The 24,323-nt window shown below is 61.6% G+C and carries 23 protein-coding genes and 1 tRNA gene; 4 read left to right on the plus strand and 20 right to left on the minus strand.

The annotated features are described in order from the left end of the window. Positions 1-81: 81 nt before the first annotated feature. Both FJ958_RS04095 and FJ958_RS04100 read right to left on the minus strand, forming a co-directional pair. Positions 82-2,250 (minus strand): amylo-alpha-1,6-glucosidase, encoded by a 2,169-nt coding sequence (locus tag FJ958_RS04095; protein ID WP_181176274.1) that lies wholly within the window; start codon positions 2,248-2,250, stop codon positions 82-84. Positions 2,251-2,293: 43 nt separating this feature from the next. Next, positions 2,294-3,355, minus strand: coding sequence for a glycosyltransferase family 4 protein (locus tag FJ958_RS04100; protein WP_140739766.1), 1,062 nt, complete (start codon positions 3,353-3,355; stop codon positions 2,294-2,296). On the opposite strand from FJ958_RS04100, the gene FJ958_RS31485 reads away from it, so the two are divergent. Then, entirely contained in the window at positions 3,354-4,019 is a 666-nt protein-coding gene (locus FJ958_RS31485) for a hypothetical protein (RefSeq protein ID WP_246679477.1), read from the plus strand. The two genes, FJ958_RS04100 and FJ958_RS31485, sit on opposite strands and share 2 nt — an antisense overlap. Positions 4,020-4,085: 66 nt before the next feature. Here FJ958_RS31485 and FJ958_RS04115 read toward each other — a convergent pair. Beyond that, a tRNA-Lys gene (locus FJ958_RS04115) sits at positions 4,086-4,161 on the minus strand. Positions 4,162-4,420: 259 nt separating this feature from the next. Between FJ958_RS04115 and FJ958_RS04120 the strand changes: the two genes are divergently transcribed. Then, positions 4,421-4,891 (plus strand): BA14K family protein, encoded by a 471-nt coding sequence (locus FJ958_RS04120; RefSeq protein ID WP_140739769.1) that lies wholly within the window; start codon positions 4,421-4,423, stop codon positions 4,889-4,891. A gap of 89 nt (positions 4,892-4,980) precedes the next feature. Here the strand turns inward: FJ958_RS04120 and FJ958_RS04125 are convergent, their stop codons facing one another. From FJ958_RS04125 to FJ958_RS04170, 10 genes are all read right to left on the minus strand, one after another. Further along, positions 4,981-5,457 carry a DUF6882 domain-containing protein gene (locus FJ958_RS04125; RefSeq protein ID WP_140739969.1) on the minus strand — a complete coding sequence of 159 codons (477 nt, stop codon included), beginning with the start codon at positions 5,455-5,457 and terminating at the stop codon, positions 4,981-4,983. 28 nt (positions 5,458-5,485) lie between these two features. Then, positions 5,486-6,976: a glycerol kinase GlpK gene (gene glpK, locus FJ958_RS04130; RefSeq protein WP_140739772.1), complete on the minus strand. Its 1,491-nt coding sequence runs from the start codon at positions 6,974-6,976 to the stop codon at positions 5,486-5,488. A gap of 130 nt (positions 6,977-7,106) precedes the next feature. Beyond that, positions 7,107-8,630 carry a glycerol-3-phosphate dehydrogenase gene (gene glpD, locus FJ958_RS04135; protein ID WP_140739774.1) on the minus strand — a complete coding sequence of 508 codons (1,524 nt, stop codon included), beginning with the start codon at positions 8,628-8,630 and terminating at the stop codon, positions 7,107-7,109. 125 nt (positions 8,631-8,755) lie between these two features. Further along, positions 8,756-9,523: a DeoR/GlpR family DNA-binding transcription regulator gene (locus FJ958_RS04140; protein WP_140739777.1), complete on the minus strand. Its 768-nt coding sequence runs from the start codon at positions 9,521-9,523 to the stop codon at positions 8,756-8,758. A 128-nt stretch (positions 9,524-9,651) separates the two neighbouring features. Beyond that, positions 9,652-11,064, minus strand: a complete 1,413-nt coding sequence (locus tag FJ958_RS04145; protein WP_140739780.1) for an aspartate aminotransferase family protein — start codon at positions 11,062-11,064, stop codon at positions 9,652-9,654. A gap of 129 nt (positions 11,065-11,193) precedes the next feature. Beyond that, positions 11,194-11,925 (minus strand): peptidase, encoded by a 732-nt coding sequence (locus tag FJ958_RS04150; RefSeq protein WP_140739783.1) that lies wholly within the window; start codon positions 11,923-11,925, stop codon positions 11,194-11,196. A gap of 86 nt (positions 11,926-12,011) precedes the next feature. Then, on the minus strand, positions 12,012-12,806 hold the full coding sequence (locus FJ958_RS04155) for a transglutaminase family protein (protein ID WP_140739786.1): 795 nt from the start codon (positions 12,804-12,806) through the stop codon (positions 12,012-12,014). Between the two features lie 85 nt (positions 12,807-12,891). Beyond that, positions 12,892-13,833, minus strand: coding sequence for an alpha-E domain-containing protein (locus FJ958_RS04160; RefSeq protein WP_140739788.1), 942 nt, complete (start codon positions 13,831-13,833; stop codon positions 12,892-12,894). Positions 13,834-14,012: 179 nt separating this feature from the next. Further along, complete coding sequence (locus FJ958_RS04165; RefSeq protein ID WP_181176275.1) at positions 14,013-15,425, minus strand: circularly permuted type 2 ATP-grasp protein; 1,413 nt, start codon at positions 15,423-15,425, stop codon at positions 14,013-14,015. 170 nt (positions 15,426-15,595) lie between these two features. Then, positions 15,596-15,832, minus strand: a complete 237-nt coding sequence (locus tag FJ958_RS04170; RefSeq protein WP_091574954.1) for an Lrp/AsnC family transcriptional regulator — start codon at positions 15,830-15,832, stop codon at positions 15,596-15,598. A gap of 301 nt (positions 15,833-16,133) precedes the next feature. On the opposite strand from FJ958_RS04170, the gene FJ958_RS04175 reads away from it, so the two are divergent. Next, positions 16,134-16,553 carry a DUF4864 domain-containing protein gene (locus tag FJ958_RS04175; protein WP_140739794.1) on the plus strand — a complete coding sequence of 140 codons (420 nt, stop codon included), beginning with the start codon at positions 16,134-16,136 and terminating at the stop codon, positions 16,551-16,553. A 4-nt stretch (positions 16,554-16,557) separates the two neighbouring features. On the opposite strand, the gene tgt is transcribed toward FJ958_RS04175, so the two are convergent. From tgt to coaD, 6 genes are all read right to left on the minus strand, one after another. Continuing rightward, on the minus strand, positions 16,558-17,688 hold the full coding sequence (gene tgt / locus FJ958_RS04180; RefSeq protein ID WP_140739971.1) for a tRNA guanosine(34) transglycosylase Tgt: 1,131 nt from the start codon (positions 17,686-17,688) through the stop codon (positions 16,558-16,560). Positions 17,689-17,760: 72 nt separating this feature from the next. Then, positions 17,761-18,849, minus strand: a complete 1,089-nt coding sequence (gene queA / locus FJ958_RS04185; protein ID WP_140739797.1) for a tRNA preQ1(34) S-adenosylmethionine ribosyltransferase-isomerase QueA — start codon at positions 18,847-18,849, stop codon at positions 17,761-17,763. Continuing rightward, entirely contained in the window at positions 18,849-19,298 is a 450-nt protein-coding gene (locus FJ958_RS04190; protein WP_056576832.1) for a DMT family transporter, read from the minus strand. The genes queA and FJ958_RS04190 overlap by 1 nt, the downstream gene beginning before the upstream one ends. 11 nt (positions 19,299-19,309) lie before the next feature. After that, positions 19,310-19,822: a peptidylprolyl isomerase gene (locus tag FJ958_RS04195; protein ID WP_140607042.1), complete on the minus strand. Its 513-nt coding sequence runs from the start codon at positions 19,820-19,822 to the stop codon at positions 19,310-19,312. 25 nt (positions 19,823-19,847) lie between these two features. After that, positions 19,848-20,342 (minus strand): peptidylprolyl isomerase, encoded by a 495-nt coding sequence (locus FJ958_RS04200; RefSeq protein WP_246679481.1) that lies wholly within the window; start codon positions 20,340-20,342, stop codon positions 19,848-19,850. 111 nt (positions 20,343-20,453) lie between these two features. Then, the gene (coaD, locus tag FJ958_RS04205; protein ID WP_140739802.1) at positions 20,454-20,954 is read right to left on the minus strand and encodes a pantetheine-phosphate adenylyltransferase; all 501 of its coding nucleotides are present in this window, start codon (positions 20,952-20,954) and stop codon (positions 20,454-20,456) included. A 193-nt stretch (positions 20,955-21,147) separates the two neighbouring features. Here coaD and FJ958_RS04210 point away from each other — a divergent pair, with 193 nt between their 5' ends. Continuing rightward, complete coding sequence (locus tag FJ958_RS04210; protein ID WP_140739803.1) at positions 21,148-21,300, plus strand: hypothetical protein; 153 nt, start codon at positions 21,148-21,150, stop codon at positions 21,298-21,300. A gap of 85 nt (positions 21,301-21,385) precedes the next feature. On the opposite strand, the gene gyrA is transcribed toward FJ958_RS04210, so the two are convergent. After that, complete coding sequence (gene gyrA / locus FJ958_RS04215; protein ID WP_140739805.1) at positions 21,386-24,187, minus strand: DNA gyrase subunit A; 2,802 nt, start codon at positions 24,185-24,187, stop codon at positions 21,386-21,388. Positions 24,188-24,323 lie beyond the last annotated feature (136 nt).

A 24,323-nucleotide genomic window follows, 5' to 3' on the forward strand; every position in this document is an offset into this window, starting at 1 on the left:
GCAGCTGGCCTCGCCGACTGGAGTTCCGGCACCCATCGTGCGGGGGTCCAACGTTCGCGGCGCGCGATGGTTCCGATGTTTTCAGCTTCTGACCACGAGAGGCACCAGCCCCTCATGGCGATCGGCCAGGAAGGCGCCAACGCGGTCCCCTACCCGCTGAAATGTCAGATCGACAGCAACACCCGCGACCGCGAGATGGCGGACCACCAGATTGTCGATGCCTATTGGCAAGCGCGGCCGTGTCACCTGGATTTCGCCGGTCCAGCCGTCGATCTGAAGGCCGAGACACGCCTGCATGAGCATGAAGGCCGAGCCTGCCGACCAGGCCTGCGGCAAGCACGCGACCGGATAAGCGATCGGCGCCTCGCCAGGTGCGCGGGTGAAACCGCAGAACAGTTCAGGCAGCCGCATGTTGAAATGGACGGCGGATTCGAATGTACCGCTCATTAGCCGCACCACGCTGTCGCGGATGCCGTATCGCGCAAGGCCTGCCGCACAGATCGCGGTGTCGTGTGGCCAGATGGAGCCATTGTGGTACGACATCGGATTGAAGAAGATCGCGTCATCCGCCAGCGTGCGCAGTCCCCAGCCTGTGTGGAATGAAGCCGACAGCAATTGGTCAGCGACGATCCGCGCGCGATCCGGGTCGGGAAGGCCGACATAAAGCAGGTGTCCGGCATTGGACGTGCGCACCTTGCAAGGCTGGCCGTCGCCGTCCAGGGCCAGCGCATAGTAGCCAAGCTCCTCCACCCAGAAATGGCTTTCGACCCGCTGACGGATTTCCTGAGCGCGCCTCTCCCAACCTTCGGCCTTCTCGTCTTCGCCGCGCAGCCGAGCCAGCTTCGCCAACCCCTGGAACGCCGCGAAAACGTAACCCTGGACCTCGACCAGCGCGATCGGCCCTTTCGGGATGCGACCGTCGGCGTGGAAAATGGAATCGAAACTGTCCTTCCAACCCTGGTTGGCTAGGCCCGATTCCGCCGCACGAAGGTAGGTGACAAATCCTGTCGGCTGGCTCGCGGCTTCGATCCATTCGGCGGCGGCGCACAGCGACGGCCACAGGCCATCGATGAAGTCCGTGTCGCCGGTGCGGTCAGCATAGGCACAGGCAAGATGGACATAGAGCGGCGTGGTGTCGACACCGCCATAGTAGCGGCCGAACGGAAGTTCGCTGAGCGCCGTCATCTCGCCCTTGCGCGTTTCGTGCATGATCTTGCCGGGCTGGGAGTCGCTGAAGGGCGAGGTTTCGGTTGCCTGGTGTTGCGCCAGAAAGGCGAGCACGCCGCGCGCCAGACCGGGGTTGAGCCACAGCATTTGCAGCGCGGAGATCACCCCGTCCCTGCCAAAGGCCGTCGAGAACCATGGAATGCCGGCATAGGGATAGGGACCTGTCGCCAGTTCCGTGGTGAGCAGCGCCACGTCGGCACGCGCCCGTTCGATCCAGTCGTTGAACACCCTGCCGGAGCTGTGCAGCGTAGCGCCGTGGCGACGCTTGGCGCGCATGCCGAAACGAGCGCGGGCGGCCGCAGCGCGAAACCGCTCACGTTCGGGCGTATCCCTGGCGTCGGTGCCAACCTCGACATACAGCGTCTTGCGGCTGCGCTTGGTGACGGCGATGAGGAAGTCCGCTCGTTCCGAGGTCAGTTCGTCGGGCACTTGCGAAAACGATATCGCCGATTTGCGCTCGACCTTGTCCAGCCCCTCGTAGCGAAGCATCACGGAGCTCCGGCCAACCTCGGCCGTATGTGAGGTGCCCCGCTTCGGCCGCGTCGATCCACGAACTTCGAACATGTCGCGGAAATCGGCGGCAAAGCGAAGCGAAAGCAGGATGGTGGAATGCTCCCGGCCGTAGTTCGACAGCGTCAGCCGCTCATAGAGGCGGTCCTGCCACAGCAGCCTGACGCGCTCGATGTGAATGGCGCCTTGCGCAATGGGCCGGCCACCAAGGGTTTCGATCGGCAGATTGGTGAGATTGGTGGTGAACAGGACGTTGTCCTGGCTGAGCGACGCACCAAGAAGGGATGTCGAACGGCCGCCGATCGCGAGGCGAAATTCCGAAAGCACGCGCGTGTCATCGCGGAAGAACCCGTCGCCGACACCACGGATGTCGCCATAGGCATCGGCGACGGCAAAGCAATCGCCATGCTTGAGCGCGAAGAGCCGGTGCGGCTCCCTGGGTGCGGTTTCATCGAGTGAAGCCAGCGCTATCGCCGGATCAAGCTTGCGTTCGTCGAGTTGGATGATGGTCAAGAAGACTGTCCCCGTGTTGGGTTTCCGAACGGGTGAAGGGGGCCTAGGAGGCTCTGCTTTGCTGATGGCCGTTGCTCACCCGGGAATAGGCCGCGACATAATCCCTGGCCATTCTGTCGGCTGAAAACCGCCTCTCGAAAACCGCTCTTATTCGCCGCCTGTCGAGTTGGAGGAGAGCCGGCATCGTCGCCACAGCATCTTCAATGGTTTCGACGACGAAGCCGCTGACCCCATGATCGATGATCTCGGGCATGGCGCCGCAACTCCAGGCCATCACAGGGGTTCCGCAGGCCATGGCCTCGATCACCGCAAGGCCGAAGGGCTCGGGCCAATCGATGGGAAACAGCAAGGCTGCCGCATTGCCAAGAAACCTGCTCTTCTGGTCCTCGCCGATCTCGCCGACATATTCGACCCGGTCGCCATCGATCATCGGTTGGACGACTTCCTCGAAATAGGCGCGGTCGCCATCACCGATCTTGGCCGCGAGCTTGAGTTTCAGGCCGGTACGGCGGGCGATCTCGATCGCCCGATCCGGTCGCTTGTCACGTGACATCCGGCCGAGAAAGGCAAGATAGGAGCCATCCGATCCTGCCTCGAAATCGGGCTCATAGAGCTCGACCGGCAGCCCGTGATGGATCGTGGCCAGCCAGTTCGCGGATGCGAACCGCGCTCGCTGACTGCGGGATATCGAAATCATCGGAAACCGCGGGAACCGATCGTAGGCTTGCGGGAGGTCGGCGTAATCCAGCCTGCCATGTGGCGTCGTCACGGTGCGTTGCGGCATGTCGCGGAAAAACGGGAAATGCAGGAAATGGCTGAGATGAAAATGAATGACGTCAAAATCGTCGACCCGTTTGCGCACCTCGTCGAGCATCGACAAATGCGCCGCTATCTCGGATTTCAGCGGACGGGGATCGAGACGAAGCGCCCGTTCGCGGCATGGCACCAGATTGGCGGAGGTCTTCGTATCGCCGCTGGCGAACAGGGTCACGCTATGACCAAGGTCGACGAGAGCCTCGGTAAGGTAGGAGATGATACGCTCGGTGCCGCCATAGAGCCTTGGCGGCACGGATTCGTAAAGCGGTGCGACATGGGCAATCTTCATGGCCCGGCGTTCCCTCAATGAGCTGGTCATAGAGCGAAATGCTTCAGGCGCGGGATCGTTCCTGTCTTACGAGAAGATGGGGGCGAATGATGGCCAATTCCCCTGTTTGATGTTCGATCAAGCCGCCCTATTTCCTGTTTGTGCTGCCGAGATCGCACGCATGGCAGCCAAGGAGGCCCAGGTGCAGGAACCGAAGGATGTTGCAGCCCGACGTCTGAGCATGATCATCGAACAATATGTCGAGGCCAGAAAACGGCGTTTTGGTTTTGTGTCGACGGACCAGGCTGCCCGAGTGATCCGTAGAATCCTGAAACCCGCTCCTTCGGACCCGGCACTCTCCGACCGCAAGCTCGATGATATGGTCGCCGCCCTCGCCGTCAAGAACGGCCTGCCCGTCTTCTTCGACCGCGGCGTCAGGGGACCCGCCGGCACCGAGGCCGACCTGAACAGAAAGGAGCCGATCATGCGAGCACCAACGGAGACCCCGGATGTTGCCGGCGCGGTGGATGCCATCCTGAGCGGTCAGACGGCCCAGCTTTCTATGAAAGCGGTGATCTCGCTGCTGCGGGAACGTACCGGCACCAAACGGTCGGACGCGGATTTGGAAGGACTGATTGCAAAGAAAGCCGCCGTTCTGCACGTTCATTTGTCGCAAAGCGGCTGAGCGGTCGATCACCTTGTGCCGCAACGGTTCATGGCGAATCAAGCGCCGGCATGTGACGTTGAGCGATGGTGAGCGCGATGGGATTCGAACCCATGACCTACTGATTAAAAGTCAGTTGCTCTACCGGCTGAGCTACGCGCTCCCGCGGGCTCGAAAAGGCCGCCCCCGAAATTGCGCGGAACATAGGGAGAGTGCCGCGACCGGTCAACCGGAAAAGACGGCTCGGCAGCCGCTTCTTCGCCCTAAATCGCGACCCCCTTTGCCTGCTGGTACCGGTCGGGCGGGCAGCACGTCAGGAGTGGGCCACGATCTTCACCCTGCCCGCCTCCCGCGGAACAAATCGCGTGCGACGTTCGTTTCCCGTCGACAGGGACGTTCGCAAAACCCTCGAGGAGAATACCATGAGCAGAGTCAAATCGGGCCTTCTTGCTGTCGCCCTCTCAGCCACATTCATTGCTGCGGAGGCCGTGCCGGCCAACGCCCAGCCGACCTACGTGCCCCTGCCCAAGATCGCAACGCCGGACGTGCAGACGGTGCAATATCAGGAATGGAGGCGAAACCGTCCGTTCAATCGCAGTTTCTCGCGTAATCGCAGCTTTGCTCGCAACGGCGACATGTATTGGAATGGCCATCGCGGCTATCGTGAATATCATCGCGGCTATCGCCGCCATGGCGACTACTGGTTCCCGCTCGCGGCCTTCGCCACCGGCGCGCTGATCACTGGCGCGATTGTCAACAGCGAGAACAATCGCGTTTACGAAGGCGATGCCCACGTGCAGTGGTGCTACGACCATTACCGGAGTTACCGCGCCTCGGACAATACTTTCCAGCCGAACAATGGTCCTCGCCGGGAGTGCCGCTCCCCCTACTGATTGGAGTTAGCAAGGACTGCTGACGAGTCTCTTTAACCCCGCGCCGGAAAGGCGCGGGGTTTCCCATGGTGTTGAAATCGTAGACCGAATCAATTGGCCCAACCGATACTTTTGATGATCAGATACAGTCCACCGCTTTCGCCGCTCGGAGAGCGATAGGCGCCAAGGGCATTGCAAATCCGCACCATTGCTCCGGTCAGTTCCCAACCGAGCGGTTCAAGGTCGTCGTTCCCATCCGTCACATAGGCCTGGGCCAGTTCGTCTATGCCATTCTTCTCCCCGAAGGACCGAACCAGCGTTGCGTCGCCGAGGAGTTCGCCAGGCAAATTTAGGTTTGCCCAGGCCCAGAGCCAGTTGTTTGCCTTGGCGCTCGTGGTGCCCGCGATCTGGATCTCGGCAACGACCTTGACCGTTCCTTCCTCCGAGAACAGGAGCTTCCCAGTTTTCAGGTCGTAGTCATAGCGCGGCCAGGTGCCGAGGCGGAAATCCTTGTGCAGGCGCTCGTTCTTGACCTTCAGCTGTTCGAAGGCCTCGTCGCGCCAATCAGAATACCAATCTGGCTTCATTTCCCCCACATCAATCCGCCCATGTCCCTTATTGCGAGCTCAGCGTCCTGCGCACGGCATCGCGCCAGCCTGCCAGTTTGGCGGATCGTGTGGCGACGTCCATGTCCGGTTTGAATCGCCGGTCGAGCGCCCAGGTCTTGGCGAATTCCTTCGCCTTGGGCCACACGCCTGCCTTCGAGCCGGCGAGCCAGGCCGCACCCAGCGCGGTCGTCTCCAGTATGGTCGGGCGGTCGACCGGCGCGTCGAGTATGTCGGCCAGGCGCTGCATCGTCCAGTCCGACGCCACCATGCCGCCATCCACGCGAAGCACCGTGGCTGCGGCGCCTTTCCAGTCCTTGTGCATGGCGTCCAGCAGGTCGCGGGTCTGGTAGGCGACGGATTCGAGCGCCGCGCGGGCGAATTCCGCCGGGCCGGAATTGCGGGTCAGCCCAAAAATGGCGCCGCGCGCCTCCGCGTCCCAATGCGGCGCGCCCAATCCGACGAAGGCCGGCACCAGATAGACGTTCTGCGTCGGATCGGCCTCTGCAGCCAGTTTGCCGCTCTGCTCGGCCTTGCCGATCACCTTGATGCCGTCGCGCAACCATTGCACGGCGGCCCCGGCTATGAAGATCGAGCCTTCCAGCGCATAGGTCGTCTTGCCGTTCAGCCGATAGGCAATGGTGGTCAGCAGCCGGTTCCTTGAACGCACCAGATCGCCGCCGGTGTTGAGCAGCGCGAAGCAGCCTGTGCCATAGGTGGATTTCATCATGCCTGGCTCAAAGCAGGCCTGGCCGATGGTCGCGGCATGCTGGTCGCCGGCGACACCGAGGATTCCTATCTCGGCGCCAAACAGGCTTTTATCCGTGAATCCATAGTCATCGGCGCAATCCTTCACTTCGGGCAGCATCGCGGCGGGAATGCGCAGGATCGAAAGCAGTTCATCGTCCCAAATATTCTCAGCGATGTTGTAGACAAGCGTGCGCGAGGCGTTGGTGGCGTCGGTGGCATGGACCTTGCCGCCGGTCAGCCGCCAGATCAGGAAGCAGTCGATGGTGCCGGCCAGCAATTCGCCTTTCTCGGCGCGCCGCCTTGCGCCCCTCACCTTGTCGAGCATCCAAGCGATCTTGGTGCCGGAGAAATAGGGATCGAGCAGCAACCCTGTCTTGCGCGTGAATTTCTCTTCCAATCCCCGCTTCTTCAGCTTCTGGCAAAGCGGCGCGGTGCGCCGGTCCTGCCATACGACGGCGTTGTGGACCGACTTGCCGGTCGCCTTGTCCCAGATGACGACGGTCTCGCGCTGGTTGGTGATGCCGATCGCGGCCACCTCGGACGCATCCCGGCCGGCGCTGTTCAGCGCGGCCTTCACGGTCGTCACGACGGTTGCCCAGATTTCTTCCGGATCATGCTCGACCCAACCGGATGCCGGATAGTGCTGGGTGAATTCCTGCTGGCCGGTGCCCACGACCTTCATCTGGCCATCGAACAGAATTGCCCGGGTTGATGTCGTGCCCTGGTCGATTGCCAGCACAAAACCGCTCATTCAAACGTCCTCCGCTTGATATAAAGAAGGGAGACGGGCAACATGCCGCCTCCCCCAATTTCACACGGGCGCGAGCGCCCGCATAGGATCGTTTCTGTTTCTGCCAGCTCTCGAGTCAAAACCTTTTCGTTCAGGCAGCGGCTACATGCCGCCGGCTTAGATCGCTCATGAATTCATCGAGTGCCGCGACCTGCTCGCGGTTGAGATGCAGGCCGCGCTTGGTCCGGCGCCACAGCACATCTTCCGATGTGACCGCCCATTCGTTTTCAACGAGATAGCGCACCTCGGCCTCGTAGAGGTCGCCGCCGAAATAGCGGCCGAGCTCGGCGTTCGACTTTGCCAAGCCGAGCAGAACCTGAGCGCGCGTCCCGTAAAGCCGGGTCAGGCGGCGAGCGAGGCGCGCGTCGAGGAACGGATAGGCGGCCTTCAGCTTCGCCACTTGCGCGTCGAACCCGGTGGCCGGGAAGTCGCCGCCCGGCAAGGGGGCGTTGGCGGTCCATGGCTTGCCGCGCTTGCCGAGGAATCCCTCGATCTTCTCCAGCATCGATTCCGACAGCCGGCGGTAGGTGGTGATCTTGCCGCCGAAGGCATTAACGATCGGCGCGGCCCCCTCGCCGCCATCGGCCTTCAGCACATAGTCGCGCGTTGCTTCCTGCGCCTTGGAGGCACCGTCATCATAGAGCGGACGCACGGCCGAATAGGTCCAGACGATGTCCGAGCGCTTGACAGGCTGGGCGAAATATTCGCTGGCCGCGGCGCAGAGATAGTCGATCTCGGCATCGCTGATCTTCACGTCGTGCGGATCGCCGGGATAGTCCTGGTCGGTGGTGCCGACCAGCGTGAACTCTTCCTCGTACGGAATGGCGAAAATGACGCGGCCATCCTTGTTCTGGAAAAAATAAGCGCGCGGATCGTCGAATTTCTTGGCGATGACGATATGGCTGCCCTGCACGAGACGGACATTGTGCACATCGTTGAGGCCGACGACGTCGGAGAGCACGTGGTCGACCCACGGTCCGGCGGCATTGACCAGCAATCGGGCCCTGATCTCCTCGGTATCGCCGGTCTGCTGGTTCTCGATCTTGATCACCCACATGCCGCCTTCACGACGGGCTCCGACCACCTTCGTGCGGGTCCGGATCGTCGCGCCGCGATCGGCGGCATCGCGTGCGTTGAGCGCCACCAGGCGCGCATCATTGACCCAGCCGTCTGAATATTCGAAAGCCTTTTTGAACAATGGTTTCAGAGGTTTGGCCGCCGGATCGCTCGCCATGTCGAGTGTCCTGGTCGCTGGCAGCAATTTGCGCCCGCCAATGTGGTCGTAGAGGAACAGGCCGAGCCTGATCAGCCACGCGGGACGCAGGCCCTTGGCATAGGGCAGCACGAAGCGCATCGGCCAGATGATGTGCGGCGCGTTCTTCCACAGAACCTCGCGCTCCATCAGCGCCTCGCGCACCAGGCGGAATTCGTAGAATTCGAGGTAGCGCAGGCCGCCATGGATCAGCTTGGTCGAGCCGGAGGAGGTTCCGCTGGCAAGGTCGTTCATCTCGGCCAGAAAGACCGAAAACCCGCGCCCGACGGCATCACGGGCAATGCCGCAGCCGTTGATGCCGCCACCTATGACGAAGATGTCACGGATTGAAGATGCGTCCACAAAGCCCTCCACGATTTCGCACTGCACCTTCTGGGCATTTAGCGAAACCGTGGCGGAATTATTTCGAACCGATAACGAATGTCAAACGAAATATCGCAGAGCCCTGGCGATGGCAGTGCCGCTTTTCAGCCGAGTGCCGTCTCGATTAGCTGAACCTCGGCCTCCTGGCAGATCTTGCGCACCGACGGGATATCGCAGCGGTCGGTGATGAAAGTGTTGACCTGCGACAGATGGCCGATGCGCACCGGCGCGGTTCGTTCGAACTTGGTCTGGTCGGATACCAGGATGACGTGCCTGGCATTGGCGATGATCGCCTGCGCCACCTTCACTTCGCGAAAATCGAAGTCGAGCAACGCGCCGTCATGGTCGATGGCCGAGGCGCCGATGACAGCATAGTCGACCTTGAATTGCCTGATGAAGTCGACCGCCGCCTCACCGACGACGCCGCCGTCCGAGCCGCGGACCACGCCACCGGCAATCACAACCTCGATCGAGGGATAGATACGCATCCTATTGGCAACATTGATGTTATTGGTTATCACCATCAAGCCGTTGTGATCGAGCAAGGCCTTGCTGACCGCCTCCGTCGTTGTGCCGATGTTGATGAACAGGGAGGCGTTGTCGGGGATCAGCCTGGCCGCGGCACGGCCGATCGATTCCTTCTCTTCGGCGGCGATCTTGCGCCTGGCCTCATACTCCATGTTCTCGATGCCGGACGGGAACAACGCGCCACCATGGATGCGCGAAAGCAGCCGCTGGTCGCACAAATCGTTGAGGTCCTTGCGTATGGTCTGCGGAGTCACGTTGAAATGCGTGGCCAGATCGTCGACCAGCACGCGTCCATGGTCCTTCGCCATCTGGACGATCTCGGCATGGCGCGGCGACAGATACATCGGGTTAGCTCCCCTTTTCGTTTTTCTTGTCTATAGCTGAAAACGAAAGCAGTGAAAAGGCGTGAGCCGGCCAACGGAAATTGGCTGCGTGCGGATGCAGGCGGGAACGCAACCTCGCCCGGGCCGGATCAGGCCATGCCGCGCGCGATTTCCCTGATGACGGCAAAAGCCACATCGACATCTTCAGCGGTCGCTTCGAACTGCCCGACCTGGAAGCGAATTGCCACCCGCCCATCGACCCGCGTCTGCGTCAGATAGATTCGGCCATCATCGTTGATCGCATTGACCAGCCGCAGATTGTGCTCATCGTCATCGGCGCTTGAGGCCGGCTTGTGCCGGAACGAAAACAGCGACAGCATCGGTTGGCTGACGATCTCGAAATCAGCCTCCCCGGCCAGCCGGGCGGCAAGGCCTTCGCTCCAGGCGACATGGTTGCGGATCATGGCGCGCAGGTTTTCCAGCCCATGCGCACGCAACAGGAACCACAGTTTCAGGGCACGGAAGCGTCGGCCGAGCGGCACTGACCATTCGGAATAGTTGATGACGCCGTCGTGGCCATGGGTCTTCAAATAGTCCGGCTTGATGGCCAGCGTCCTGACATGGCTTTCCGGGTCGCGCAGGAACTGGATCGAACAGTCGAACTGCGCGCCCAGCCATTTGTGCGGATTGAAGACGATCGAATCCGCACCTTCGATACCTGTCCAGAAGTGCCGGTACTCCGGACAGATCATCGCCGACCCGGCCCATGCGGCATCGACATGAAGGTAAAGGCCATGCCGCCTGGCGACGGCGGCTACGCCGGAGATGTCGTCGGTGCCGCCAGTGCTTGTGCCGCCAACACAGGCGATGATGCCCGCCGGCAGCAGGCCCGCATTCCTGTCGGCGACGATCGCCGCTTCAAGAGCTGCGGTGTCCATTGCGCGAAAGCGACCTGCCACCGGGATGCGGACAAGATTGTCCTCGCCGATACCGGCAACCCATATTGCGCGGTCGACCGACGTGTGCACCTGGTCGGAGGAATAGATGCGCAACCGCGCCTGCCCGGCCAGTCCCTTCTTGTTGCCCTGCCAGTCCAGCGCCCGCTCGCGCATGGTCAGCACCGCGTTGAGCGTCGCCGACGAGGCCGAATCCTGGATCACGCCGGAGAACCCTTCCGGCAGGCCGAGCGCTTGGCGCATCCAGTCGACGGTGCGCGTTTCAAGCTCGGTTGCCGCCGGAGAGGTCTGCCAGAGCATGCATTGCGCGGCCATCGCCGAAACCAGATACTCGGCCACCACCGAGACCGGCGCGGCGTTGGCCGGAAAGTAGGCGAAGAAGCGCGGATGCTGCCAATGCGTCATGCCGGGCACGATCTTCGCTTCGAAATCGGCGAAGATCGTGTCCATCGGCTCCGAAGCTTCGGGTGGAGAGGCTTCGATGCTCCTGAATATCTTGCCCGGGGCAATCGCTGGCCGCACCGGCCGGTCGCGCAGGCTGGCGCGATAGTCGGCGCCCCAGTCGGCGGCTCGCCTCGACCAGTCGCGGAACTCCTCATTGTCCATGCTTTTCTCCCAACAGCCGGCGAGCAGGCTGGTTGCCCCAGCCGTCCATTTAATTAAATTGCCCCAGCCGTCCATTTAATTAACATGTTAAATACGCTGGAGCAACCTGCGAGAGGCCTGGTGGCAGCACTATCCCGGAAAGTCCGGCAGGCTGGCAAAGGCTGACTTCAACGCATTGGACCAGCCTTCGGAAATGGCGCGGTAATATTGGTCGTCCTGACTGATCCGTTTCTTCAGCCCGACCTGGAAAGCATCCTTCTCCAGGAACAGAAGGTCGAGCGGCAAACCAACCGACAGGTTCGACTTCAGCGTCGAATCAAATGAGACCAGAAGCAGCTTCACGGTCTCGGCAAGACTCATCGTCCGCTCATAGGCGCGGATGATGATCGGCTTGCCGTATTTGGTCTCGCCGATCTGGAAGAATGGAGTGTCGTCGGTCGATTCGATGAAATTGCCTTCCGGATAGATCATGAACAACCGTGGCGGGCTGCCCTTGATCTGCCCACCCAGGATGAAAGAGGCATTGAAATAGGAATCGGCCTTCTCGCCGACAGGCGACGAATGGGCGATCACCTCCTTGACCGTGTCGCCGACCAGCCGCACCGTCTGATACATCGACGGTGTTTCGAGCAGCGTGGTATGGCGGTCCGCCACGGCCTTGGTGCGCTCCTCGAGGAGGCTGACCACGGCCTGTGTCGTCGCCAGATTGCCGGCGGACATCAGCACGATGACGCGCTCGCCCGGCTGTTCCCAGACATGCATCTTCTTGAAAGTCGAGATCGAATCCATACCGGCATTGGTGCGCGTGTCCGACATGAACACAAGCCCGCGATCGATCTTCAGGCCGACGCAATAGGTCATGGAATCTCTTCTAGAGTGACGCAATTCCGGACGGAAAACCGTTTCACACTTTTCCTGGAATTGCTTGAGCGGCGAATCCTGAGGGATTACTGCTCTACCGTGACGGTGACCGCAAGCTGTTCTTCCGCCTGCCCCAGCCGAATTCCCGACACCGGCGAGGCGTCACGATAGTCACGGCCGGTGGCCACCTTCACATAGCGCTCGTCGGGAGAAATACCATTGGCGGGATCGAAGGCAACCCAGCCGAGGCCTGGAACATGCGCTTCGGCCCAGGCATGGCTTGCCGCCTGCTCGACAGCCTCCTCCATCATCAAATAGCCGCTGACATAGCGGGACGGAAAACCCATGGCGCGCGCGGCGGCGGCAAAGATGTGGCTATGGTCCTGGCAAACCCCGGTTTTTAGCGCGAGGGCCTCTTCAGCCGGGGTCGCCGCATTGGTGGTGCCCGGCGTGTAGGCGACGCGCTCGCCTATGATTGCCATCAGCCGATGCAGCCTCTCGATATCGGTGCCCGTACCGGCCGCTTCTGCAAGACCACGGATGCCGCTGCCTATGGTGGTCAAAGGCGTCTCCTGCGCGAACAACCAGAGTGGCGCGAAGCCCTGATGCGGTCCGCTGACCCCTGATGTGTCGCGCGTCACCACCTCGCCCGAGGCCTCGACCGTGATGAAGTCGTGGTCGCCCTCGACGCTCAACAACCTGTTGTCGTTGCCATAGTGGTCGGTAAATCTCACCTCCTCGCGCGCGCCGTCGACTTTCAACGCCCAGGACAGCACCGTTTGTGTCGGCCCGCTTACCGGCAGCAGCCTCAGCCGCTGCAGCAGGTATTGAACGGGCGCATCATAGCGGTATTCGGTCCGGTGAGAGATTTTCAGCCGCATGGCTATCGTCCGTTTGAATGCATGAACTTGCCCGAAAACCGGCAACCATTTTTCGCTAACGCGGTCCTTCGGTTGGGCAACATGGTCAATTAAACCTGTAGTCCTGTGCGATCTCATCGCCGAGCCTGGTGTTGTCGCGGATGAAATTGGCCAGGAATTCGTGCAGGCCGGTATCGAAAATGTCCTTGATCGACCCTGCCCTCAGCATCGCCTGCGTTTTCTCCGCCGTTGCATGGCAGGCATGGCGCTCGCCATAGTCGTCGCCGAGAAACTTCAGATGCTCCGCCAGGAAGCGGTAGCAGAAGGTCAGCGATCGCGGCATGCGGACGTTGAGGATCAGGTAATCGGCAATGTTGGTCGGTTTGTAGTCGGCGTCATAGACCCAGCGGTAGGAGCGATGCGCCGACACCGAGCGCAGGATCGATTCCCATTGGTAGTTGTCGAGTGTCGAGCCAACCCAGGAGATCGACGGCAGAAGCACGTAGTATTTCACGTCGAGGATGCGCGCCGTATTGTCGGCACGCTCGACATAGGTGCCGAGCTGCGAGAAGTCGAAGATCTCGTTGCGCAGCATGGTGCCGTAGAACGAGCCGCGGATCAGCGCCGTCTCGCGCTTGATGGCGTCGAGTACGCTGGGCAGATCACGCTCGTCGATTGGCCTCGCCAGCATCCGCTTCAGCGCCATCCAGGCTTCGTTGATGCTTTCCCATGTCTCGCGCGTCAGCGCGGTGCGCACCATGCGCGCATTGTTGCGGGCCGTCTCGATCGACGCCATCGTGCTCGACGGGTTCGACGTGTCGCGCAGCAGGAAATCGGCGACATTGGCCGCCGTATAGTCCGAATATTTCTGCTTGAAAACGACGTCGGAGCCAGCACTGAGCAGCACCGAATTCCATTCCTCCGATGCACTTTGGGTGCGCGTCAGCGCCATACGCAAGCCGGCATCGACCAACCTTGCCATGTTTTCCGCCCGCTCGATGTAGCGGTTCATCCAGTAGAGCCCGTTGGCGGTGCGGCCGAGAAGCATGGGAAGCGGCCCTTCGGGCTAGCGAGTAGGGAATAGTGAACAAATAGGAAGTAGTGAGTAGTGAGTAGTGAGTGGTTGAATCTCAATAGAATGTGGCATGCGCTTCCCCCAACAGCTGACTATTCAATACTACTCACTACTCACTACTCACTATTCCCTACTCACTATTCCCTACTCGCTCAATCATCCAGCACCCAGGTATCCTTGGTGCCGCCGCCTTGTGAGGAATTGACCACCAGCGAACCTTCCTTCAGCGCAACCCGCGTCAGCCCGCCCGGCACGATCTGGATGCGGTCGGAGACCAGCACATAGGGCCTCAAATCGACATGGCGCGGCGCCAACCCTTTCTCGGTCAGGATCGGACAGGTCGACAGCGCCAGTGTCGGCTGGGCAATATAGTTGGAAGGCTTCGCGACCAGCTTCTTGGCGAAGTCCTCGCATTCCTGCTTGGTCGCGGCCGGTCCGACCAGCATGCCATAGCCGCCGGAGCCATGGACTTCCTTGATCACCAGCTCGTGGATGTGCTCGAGCACATATTTCAGGCTGTCCGGCTCGGAACAGCGCCAAGTGGGAATGTTGCCGAGGATCGCCTTGCGGCCGGTGTAGAATTCGACGATCTCGGGCATGTAGGAGTAGATCGCCTTGTCATCGGCGATGCCGGTGCCCGGCGCATTGGCTATGGTGATGTTGCCGGCGCGGTAGACATCCATGATGCCGGGTATGCCAAGAGCCGAATCCGGCCGGAAGGTCAGCGGATCGAGGAAGGAATCGTCCACACGGCGGTAGAGCACGTCGATCTGCTTGTAGCCTTCGGTCGTGCGCATCGCGACGTGGCCGTCGATAACGCGCAGATCCTGGCCCTCGACCAGTTGAACACCCATCTGGTCGGCCAGGAAGGCGTGCTCGAAATAGGCGGAATTGTAGCTGCCAGGCGTCAGCACCGCGATGGTCGGCACTCCCTTGGTGCTCTGGGGGCGAACCGCCGCCAGCGACTGGCGCAGCAGTTGCGGGTAGTTCTCCACCGGCCGCACCTTGATCTTCTGGAACAGCTCGGGAAACAACTGCATCATCGTCTCGCGGTTCTCCAGCATGTAGGAGACACCGGACGGGGTGCGCGCATTATCCTCCAGAACGTAGAACTCGTCCTCGCTGATGCGCACGATATCGACGCCGATGATGTGCGTGTAGACGCCGGCCGGCGGCCTCACGCCGATCATCTCCGGCAGGAAAGCCTCGTTCCTGGCGATCAGGTCCTTGGGGACACGGCCGGCGCGCAGGATCTCCTGGCGATGATAGATATCGTCGAGGAAGGCGTTCAGCGCCTGCACGCGCTGTTCGATGCCCTGGGTCAGGCGCCGCCATTCCTGGCCGGAAATGATGCGTGGAACGATGTCGAAAGGAATGAGCCGTTCCGAGGCTTCCTGCTCGCCATAGACGGCGAAGGTGATGCCGGTTTTGCGAAAAACGCGCTCGGCGTCCTGCATCTTCTCGGTTAGCCTGGCTGGATCCTGCTCCTTCAGCCAGCGGTCATAAGCCGAATACGGTCTTCTAAGTCCGGAGACCTCCGGAAGCATTTCATCGAACGCTGCCAATCGCAAACTCCCCTGTGACGCCATTTCACTGGCGTCGCCGGAGAAAATCAAGCGCAATCGGTGATTTGAGGGGTGCAGCCGATCAGTATCTTGCGCCTGCCTAAATTTAAGGCAGCTGAAATATCACTTGCTCGGGCTTTGCCTGATACCGGGGCAAATCCGCTCGGCAGCTAGAAGGCGCGGAACGTGACGACGGTGAAGGTGTCCTTGATGCCCGGCAGAACCTGCACCTTTTCGTTGACGAAATGTCCGACGTCTTCCTCGTCGTCGACATAGAATTTGGCGAGCAGATCGTAATTGCCGGCGGTGGAATAGATTTCCGACGCGATCTCGGCATCGGCAAGCGCGCTGGCAACCTCATAAGATTTGCCGAGTTCGCATTTGATCTGCACGAAAAACGCCTTCATGGCTTCGTCCCGCTAAACTTCCAGGTCCAAGCGGCCCTTCTGGCAGACTGGAGGCGGCCTTTCAAGCGTTGGAATGCGCACTTAGCCGGCGCGGGCACTGGCGATGTCGACCCTACGGAGCCGAGAATATCGTTAGTGCGGTGTTCGGAAAGCCCAGCTCATTGGCCATCAGCATAAGCAATCTGCCGCAGCGAACGAATATTTGCGGCCGCTGAAACCGTGAAGCGTCGTCATGCGTATGTTAGAATACCCGCCGATGGCTTTTTTCGATGGCGGCTTTCGAGGACAAGGGAGATCGGTCATGCGCCGCACGCTTTTCGCATTCGCCTTGGTTCCGCTGATACTCGCTTCCTCCGCGTTTGCCGGCGATGCCGATATCAAGGCGGCCCAGGCAGCCATAGATGGCCAACTGAAAGCTTTCATCGCCAATGACGGCGCCACCGCCTACAGCTTCGCGGCGCCGAATGTGAAGCAGATCTTCCCGACCGTCGACACCTTCATGAACATGGTCACCAATGGCTATGCGCCGGTACGCAAGCCGCAGACCTACTCCTTCGGCAAGGTCGAGGAGACAGGCCCGGGTGCGGTCGTCCAACAGGTGCTGATCGTCGGACCCGACGGCAAGGACTACGAGGCGGTCTACACGTTACAGCAACAGTCCGACGGCACGTTCCAGATCACCGGCTGCAGCTTGCGCGCGTCGAATTCGGTCAGCACTTGAGCGGTTACAGCGCCGGTATGTCGCCTCTCGCCCAGCCCTCGGCAATCTCGGCCCCGCGCGTCTCGAAGCTGCCGGCCTCGATCGCCGCCCGGATGTCCTGCATCAGCTTCTGATAATAGGACAGGTTGTTCCAGGTCAGCAGCATCGCGCCGAGCGCCTCCTGCGAGCGCACCAGATGATGCAGATAGGCACGCGAATAGTCGCGCGCCGCCGGGCAGTCGCTTTCCTCGTCGAGCGGGCGCGGGTCGTCGGCGTGGCGGGCGTTGCGCAGATTGACCTTGCCGCGCCTTGTATAGGCAAGGCCATGGCGGCCCGCCCGCGTCGGCATCACGCAGTCGAACATGTCGATGCCGCGCGCCACCGATTTCAGGATATCGTCCGGAGTGCCGACGCCCATGAGGTAGCGTGGCTTGTCCGCGGGCAGTTCCGGGCACGTGATGTCGAGCATGTCGAGCATCACCGCTTGCGGCTCGCCGACGGCCAGCCCGCCAACCGCATAGCCCTTCAACTCCATCGCGCTCAGCGCTTGCGCGGAACGCACCCTGAGCGCCGCGTTGTCGCCGCCCTGTACGATGCCGAACATCGCCTTGCCGGGCTGGTCGCCGAACGCCACCTTGCAGCGCTCGGCCCAGCGCAGGGACAATTCCATGGCGCGCTCGATCTCCTTCAAGTCTGCCGGCAGTGCCGTGCACTCGTCAAGTTGCATCTGGATATCGGAATCGAGCAAGCCTTGAATTTCGATCGAACGCTCCGGCGACATTTCATAAGGGGCGCCGTCGATATGCGACCGGAAGGTGACGCCTTTCTCGGTCAGCTTTCTCAGCTTCGACAGGGACATCACCTGAAAACCGCCGCTGTCGGTCAGGATCGGATGCGGCCAACGGGCGAATTCGTGCAGACCGCCGAGCCGCGCCACGCGCTCGGCACCGGGCCGCAGCATCAGATGATAGGTATTGCCCAGGATGATGTCGGCGCCGACGCCGCGCACCTGATCCATGTACATAGTCTTGACCGTACCGCCGGTGCCGACCGGCATGAAGGCGGGCGTGCGGATTTCGCCGCGCGGCATATCGATCAGACCGCGCCGCGCCTTGCCATCGGTCGCCAGAACCTTGAAGCTGAACGGCTTAACCATTGAATTCCTTGTCATGGTTTGGCCCGCCCCGCGCCTGCGTGTTGAGCGACCGGCGGTATCGGATCGCGCAGGTCATCGTCCATCGCTCATCCGCGCGCGGTAAAGCAGGCTCGCGTCTCCGTAGGAATAAAACCTGTAGTGGTTAGCGATGGCATGCGCATAGGCCGCACGCATCGTGTCGAGGCCGCTGAAGGCCGAAACCAGCATGAACAGCGTCGAACGCGGCAGATGGAAATTGGTCATCAGCAGATCGGCGGTGCGGAAGCGGTAGCCGGGAGTGATGAAGATATCGGTCGGTCCGGACCAGGCCGCCAGCGTGCCATCGTCGCGTGCAGCGCTCTCCAGAAGACGCAGCGAAGTCGTGCCGACGGCAATGATGCGTCCGCCCCTCGCCTTCGCTGTATTCAAGGCTTCGGCGGTCGCCTCGCTGACCGAGCCGATCTCGGCATGCATCTTGTGGTCGGCGGTGTCGTCCGCCTTCACCGGCAGGAACGTGCCGGCGCCGACATGCAAGGTGACGAAGCGGCGTTCGACCCCCTTGGCGTCGAGTGCCGCAAAAAGCTCCGGCGTGAAATGCAGGCCAGCGGTGGGCGCCGCCACCGCCCCTTCCTCCCGGGCATAGATGGTCTGGTAGTCGGCGCGGTCGCGGTCGTCGTCGGCGCGCTTCGAGGCGATGTAAGGCGGCAGCGGAATGTGGCCGATGGCGTGCAACGCTTCGTCGAGGAAAGGCCCCGACAGGTCGAAGCCAAGCAGCGCCTCGCCGCCCTCGCCTTTCTCGATCACGGTGGCATCGAGCTGGCCGAGGAAGCAGGAATTGCCGTCATGGCCAAAATGGATGCGGTCGCCGACGGCGACGCGCTTGCCTGGCCGCATGAAGGCCAGCCACCGATCCGGCGCCATGCGCATATGCAGCGTGGCCTCGACCTGCGCTTGTGCTTCGCCGCGCCGCCTGATGCCTTTGAGCTGCGCCGGAATGACCTTGGTGTCGTTGAACACCAGCACATCGCCGGCCATGAGCAAGGATGGCAGATCGCCAACCGTCCGGTCGTCGAGTGCTGCGCCCGGTTTGACCACCAGCATCCTGGCGCTGTCGCGCGGCTCTGCTGGGCGAAGCGCGATGCGCTCCTCCGGAAGGACGAAATCAAAGAGGTCGACACGCATCAGTAGAGCCGGACGAGCAGTGCTCCGACCAAGAGCAGCACCGCGCCGGCAACGCGGCCGAGCGAGATTTCACGCACCGCGACACCGAGGAAGCCGACGCGGTCGATGAGCATGCCGGCCAGCAGCTGGCCGGCCACCAGGAACGCCATCAGCGCGGCAGCGCCGATGCGCGGCGTGAGAATCGTCGAGAGCGTGACATAAAAGCCGCCGAGCATGCCGCCGGCGACGAACAGCCAGGGCGCTGGCGCCTTCCAGTCGAGCGAAATGCCTTGCAGCTTCACCACCGTGACGGAGATGATGCCAAGCACGATAGCGCCCGACAGGAATGAAAACGCGGCCGCCGCGACCGGGAGCCCCAGGCCGCGCGCCAGCTGCGAATTGATCGGCGCCTGAATGGCAATGAAGGCGCCGGACAGGATGCCGAGAAGCGACCAGACGACGCCCATCATTGTTATCTGCCTTACTTGACGTCGGCCGCGACCTTGAGCGACACGATCTTGTCGGGGTCCTGCACCGGCTCGCCGCGCTTGATCTTGTCGACATTGTCCATGCCTTCGATCACCTGGCCCCAGACTGTGTACTGGCGGTTGAGGAACGCGGCATCGTCGAAGCAGATGAAAAACTGCGAATTGGCCGAGTTCGGGTTCTGGGCGCGGGCCATCGAGCAGGTGCCGCGGCCGTGATTGGCGTTGGAGAATTCTGCCTTCAGGTCCGGTTTGTCGGAGCCGCCCATGCCCGCGCGGGAGGGCGCGAAAGTCGGCTTGGACGAATTACCGAACTTGACGTCGCCGGTCTGCGCCATGAAGCCTTCGATAACGCGGTGGAACACCACGCCGTCATAAGCGCCCTCACGCGCCAGTTCCTTGATGCGGGCGACATGGCCGGGCGCCAGGTCGGGAAACATTTCGATGACGACCTCGCCCTTGGTCGTTTCCATGATGAGCGCGTTCTCGCGGTCCTTGATTTCGGCCATGTCAGATATCCTTTTCAAAACAGAATTATTTGTCGGCGGCGATGCGCACCTTGATCATCCGGTCGGGATCGGCAACCGTGCCATTGTCCGCCTCATCGCCCTTCTTGATCTTGTCGACCAGTTCCATGCCGCTGACGACATTGCCGACGATGGTGTACTGGCCATCGAGCGGCGGTGCCGGCGCGAACATGATGAAGAACTGCGAATTGGCGGAGTTCGGGTCCTGCGAACGGGCCATGCCGACCACGCCGCGCTTGTAGTGCTCGGTCTGCGAGAATTCGGCCGGCAGGTCGGGAAGATCGGAACCTCCGGTGCCGACGGCCTGGGCATTGAAACCCTTCTTCATGTTGCCGAACTTGACGTCGCCGGTCTGGGCCATGAAGCCGTCGATGACGCGGTGGAAAGCGACATTGTCGTAGGCATGCTCGCGCACGAGCTTCTTGATCTGCGCGACATGCTTGGGCGCCAGATCGGGCCGAAGCGCGATGGTCACGTCGCCGTCCTTCAGCGTGATGACCATGGTGTTTTCGGGATCGGCGGCATAGGCCGAGACCGATGCGGTCACGAGACCGGCGAGCACGACGAGGAACGAGGCAAGCTTTTTCAGCTGCATGGTCTTCTCCGAGAAACTTTATTTTGCGAATTTGGCGGTGAGCGCGCCGGCTACCGCCGCCGGAACGAAGGGGCGGATGTCGCCTCCCATCGAAGCTATCTGGCGCACAAGTGTGGCGGTAATGGTGCGCACCGAAGGGCTGGCGGGCAGAAAGACCGTCTGCAATTCCGGCGCCATGGTCTCGTTCATGCCGGCCATCTGCATCTCGTAGTCGAGATCGGTACCGTCGCGCAGGCCGCGGATCATGATCGAGGCTCCCTGTTTCCTGGCGGCATCGATGACCAGCCCGTCAAAGGCGACCACCCTGATGCGGGCCCCGTCGCGGCCAAATTCAGCCTTCGTCGCCGCTTCGATGAGGTGCACCCTCTCCTCGAAGGAGAACAGCGGCTTCTTGCCCGGATGAATGCCAATCGCGGCATAGACAATGTCTGCAACCGCCAGCGACGCCTTCAGCACATCGAGATGGCCGTTGGTCAGCGGGTCGAAGGAGCCGGCATAGAGGGCTGTGCGTTCGGTCATGCCGGAGCTTCTAGCGAGCCTCTCTCACAAAGGCAAATCCGATCGAGATCATGTCCGTGAACCTTGTCCGGCACATGAACGACAGATGAACACGCCAATCACGAAGCCTTCACGGAGCGTTCACTAGGTTGCACCTTAATAAGATGAAACCAAAACCCCATCTACCCGTTGTAAGGCGCAGGAGAACACGCACATGCTGATCTACATGCTCGCCACCGCAATGACCGTTGCCATGCTGATCGCCACGGTATTCGGGCTGCATCAGGAGGCGCAACGCGCCCGCGTCAAGGCAACCACGAAACGCTTCGAAGGCTTCGGCCCCCGCAAGCCGTATCGCCACTACTAAGCCAGCCTGAACCAAGTCTGTCTGGACTTGCTACCGCGCCGGCCGATGGGCCGGCGTTGCCATGTTTAAAGACCCGCTTTCGGACTTACTCCGCAGTCTCCGGGCCGGCGTCCGCCGCAGGAGTGATTTCGGCGCCGCCCTCAACGGTCTCTTCGCTCTCCTCGTCCGATTGCGGCTCGGAAATGCGCTCGACCGAAACCACCTTTTCACCTTCGGCGGTATTGAAGATGGTCACGCCCTTGGTGGCCCGGCTTGCGAAACGGATGCCGTTGACCGGCACCCGGATGACGGTGCCGCCATCGGATACCAGCATGATCTGATCGTCATTGCCGACCGGGAAGGTTGCCACCAGCCTGCCGATTTCGGCTGTTTTCGAGACGTCCGTGGCACGGATGCCCTTGCCGCCGCGTCCGGTCAGACGGAAATCGTAGGACGAGGAGCGCTTGCCGTAACCGTATTCCGTGACCGTCAGCACGAACTGCTCATGCGCCTTGAGGAATTCGTAGCGTTCGTCGGACAGCTCCGCTTCCTCGTCGACCTCTTCATTGGTCAGCGCGATTTCTTCTTCTTCGCCCGGTATACCAGCAGCCAACCGCCGTTCGGACGCGGCCCGCTTGAGATAGGCGGCGCGTTCGGCCGGCGGCGCATCGACATGCTCGATGACCGCCATGGAAATCACCCTGTCGGTGTCAGCCATCGCGATGCCACGCACGCCAACCGAGTTACGGCTCTGAAAGACGCGCACGTCGCCAACCGAGAAGCGGATGCACTGGCCGGAGCTGGCGGTCAGGAGTACGTCGTCATTGTCGGTACACGTCTCGACGCCGAGGATCTCGTCGCCCTCCTCCTCCAGCTTCATGGCGATCTTGCCATTGCGGTTGACCTGGATGAAGTCGGAAAGCTTGTTGCGGCGCACGGTGCCGCGCGTGGTGGCGAACATCACGTCGAGCTCGCCCCAGCTCGTCTCGTCCTCGGGCAACGGCATGATGGTGGTGATGCGCTCGCCCTGCTCGAGCGGCAGCATGTTGATCAGCGCCTTGCCGCGTGACTGCGGATTGCCGATCGGCAGACGCCAGACCTTTTCCTTGTAGACGATACCACGCGAGGAGAAGAACAGCACCGGCGTGTGCGTATTGGCCACGAACAGCCTGGTGACGAAATCCTCTTCCTTGGTCGACATGCCGGAGCGGCCCTTGCCGCCGCGGCGTTGCGCCCGGTAGAGCGACAGCGGCACGCGCTTGATGTAGCCGGAATGGCTCACCGTCACGACCATGTCCTCGCGCTGGATCAGGTCCTCGTCTTCCATGTCGGCGCCGCCGTCGGTGAGTTCGGTGCGGCGTGGCGTGCCGAACTCGTCGCGCACGGCGGCGAGCTCGTCCTTGACGATCTGCTGGACGCGCGCGCGCGACGACAGAATGTCGAGATAGTCGATGATCTCGACGCCGATCGTGTTCAATTCGTCGGCGATTTCGTCGCGGCCAAGCGCGGTCAGGCGCTGCAGGCGCAGTTCGAGGATGGCGCGCGCCTGCTCCTCGGACAGATTGTAGGTGCCGTCCTCGTTGATGCGGTGGCGCGGATCGTCGATCAGAAGGATCAGCGATTCGACGTCGCCGGCCGGCCAGCGGCGCTCCATCAACTGTTCGCGCGCCGTCTGCGGATCCGGCGCGGTACGGATCAGCTTGATGACCTCGTCGATATTGGCGACGGCAATCGCCAGGCCAACCAGCACATGGGCGCGGTCGCGCGCCTTGCGCAGCAGGAATTTCGTCCGCCGGGTGATCACCTCCTCGCGGAAGGTGACGAACGCCTTCAGCATGTCGGTCAGCGTCAGCAGTTCCGGCTTGCCGCCGTTCAGCGCCACCATGTTGGCGCCGAACGAGGTCTGCAGCGGCGTAAAGCGGTAAAGCTGGTTGAGGATGACGTCGGCGACAGCATCGCGCTTCAGCTCGACGACGACCCGGTAGCCCTGGCGGTCGCTCTCGTCGCGGATGTCGGAAATGCCCTCGATGCGCTTGTCGCGCACGAGCTCGGCCATCTTCTCGATCATCGAGGCCTTGTTCACCTGATAGGGAACCTCGGTGATGATGATCGATTCACGGTCGTTGCCGCGCTGCTCGATGTTGACCTTGCCGCGCATGACGATGGAGCCACGGCCGGTGGAATAGGCGCTGTAGATACCGGAACGGCCAAGCACGATGCCGCCGGTCGGGAAATCGGGACCTGGAATGATCTCCATCAGCGCCGGCAGGTCGATCGCCGGATTGTCGATGACGGCAATGGCGGCGTTGCAGACTTCACCGAGATTATGCGGGGGGATGTTGGTGGCCATGCCGACGGCGATGCCGCCAGAACCATTGACCAGCAGATTGGGAAAGCGCGCCGGCAGGACCTTCGGCTCGGTGTCCGAGGCATCATAAGTGTCCTGGAAGTCGACGGTGTCCTTGTCGATGTCTTCCAACAGCTCATGCGCGACCTTGGTCAGCCGCGATTCGGTATAACGCATGGCCGCCGGCGGATCGCCGTCGATCGAACCGAAATTGCCCTGCCCGTCGATCAGCGGCACGCGCAGCGACCAGTCCTGCGCCATGCGTACCAAAGCGTCATAGATCGAGGCATCGCCGTGCGGATGGTATTTACCCATCACGTCGGCGACGGGACGCGCGGACTTCACATATTTGCGGTTCCAGTGGTAGCCGCTCTCATGGGCGGCATAGAGGATACGGCGGTGCACCGGCTTCAGGCCGTCGCGCACATCGGGAAGCGCACGACTGACGATCACGCTCATGGCGTAAGAGAGATAGGAGCTCTGCATCTCCTCGATGATGGAGATCGGCTCGATGCCGGTGGGGCCGCCGTCGGCGCCGCGCGGTGTCTTTTGGTCGGTCAAATCGGATCACAATCTATTCAGGAATCACTTGCTGCTTATATAGGAAGCCAGGCCGAAACTCCAACGTTCGCGGCACTTTTCCAGTGTCATTTTTGGTGGTAATTTCAAAAGGATACCGCTGATTGCGACGATATGG

This window comes from Mesorhizobium sp. B2-3-5, assembly GCF_006442395.1.
Taxonomy (GTDB): domain Bacteria; phylum Pseudomonadota; class Alphaproteobacteria; order Rhizobiales; family Rhizobiaceae; genus Mesorhizobium.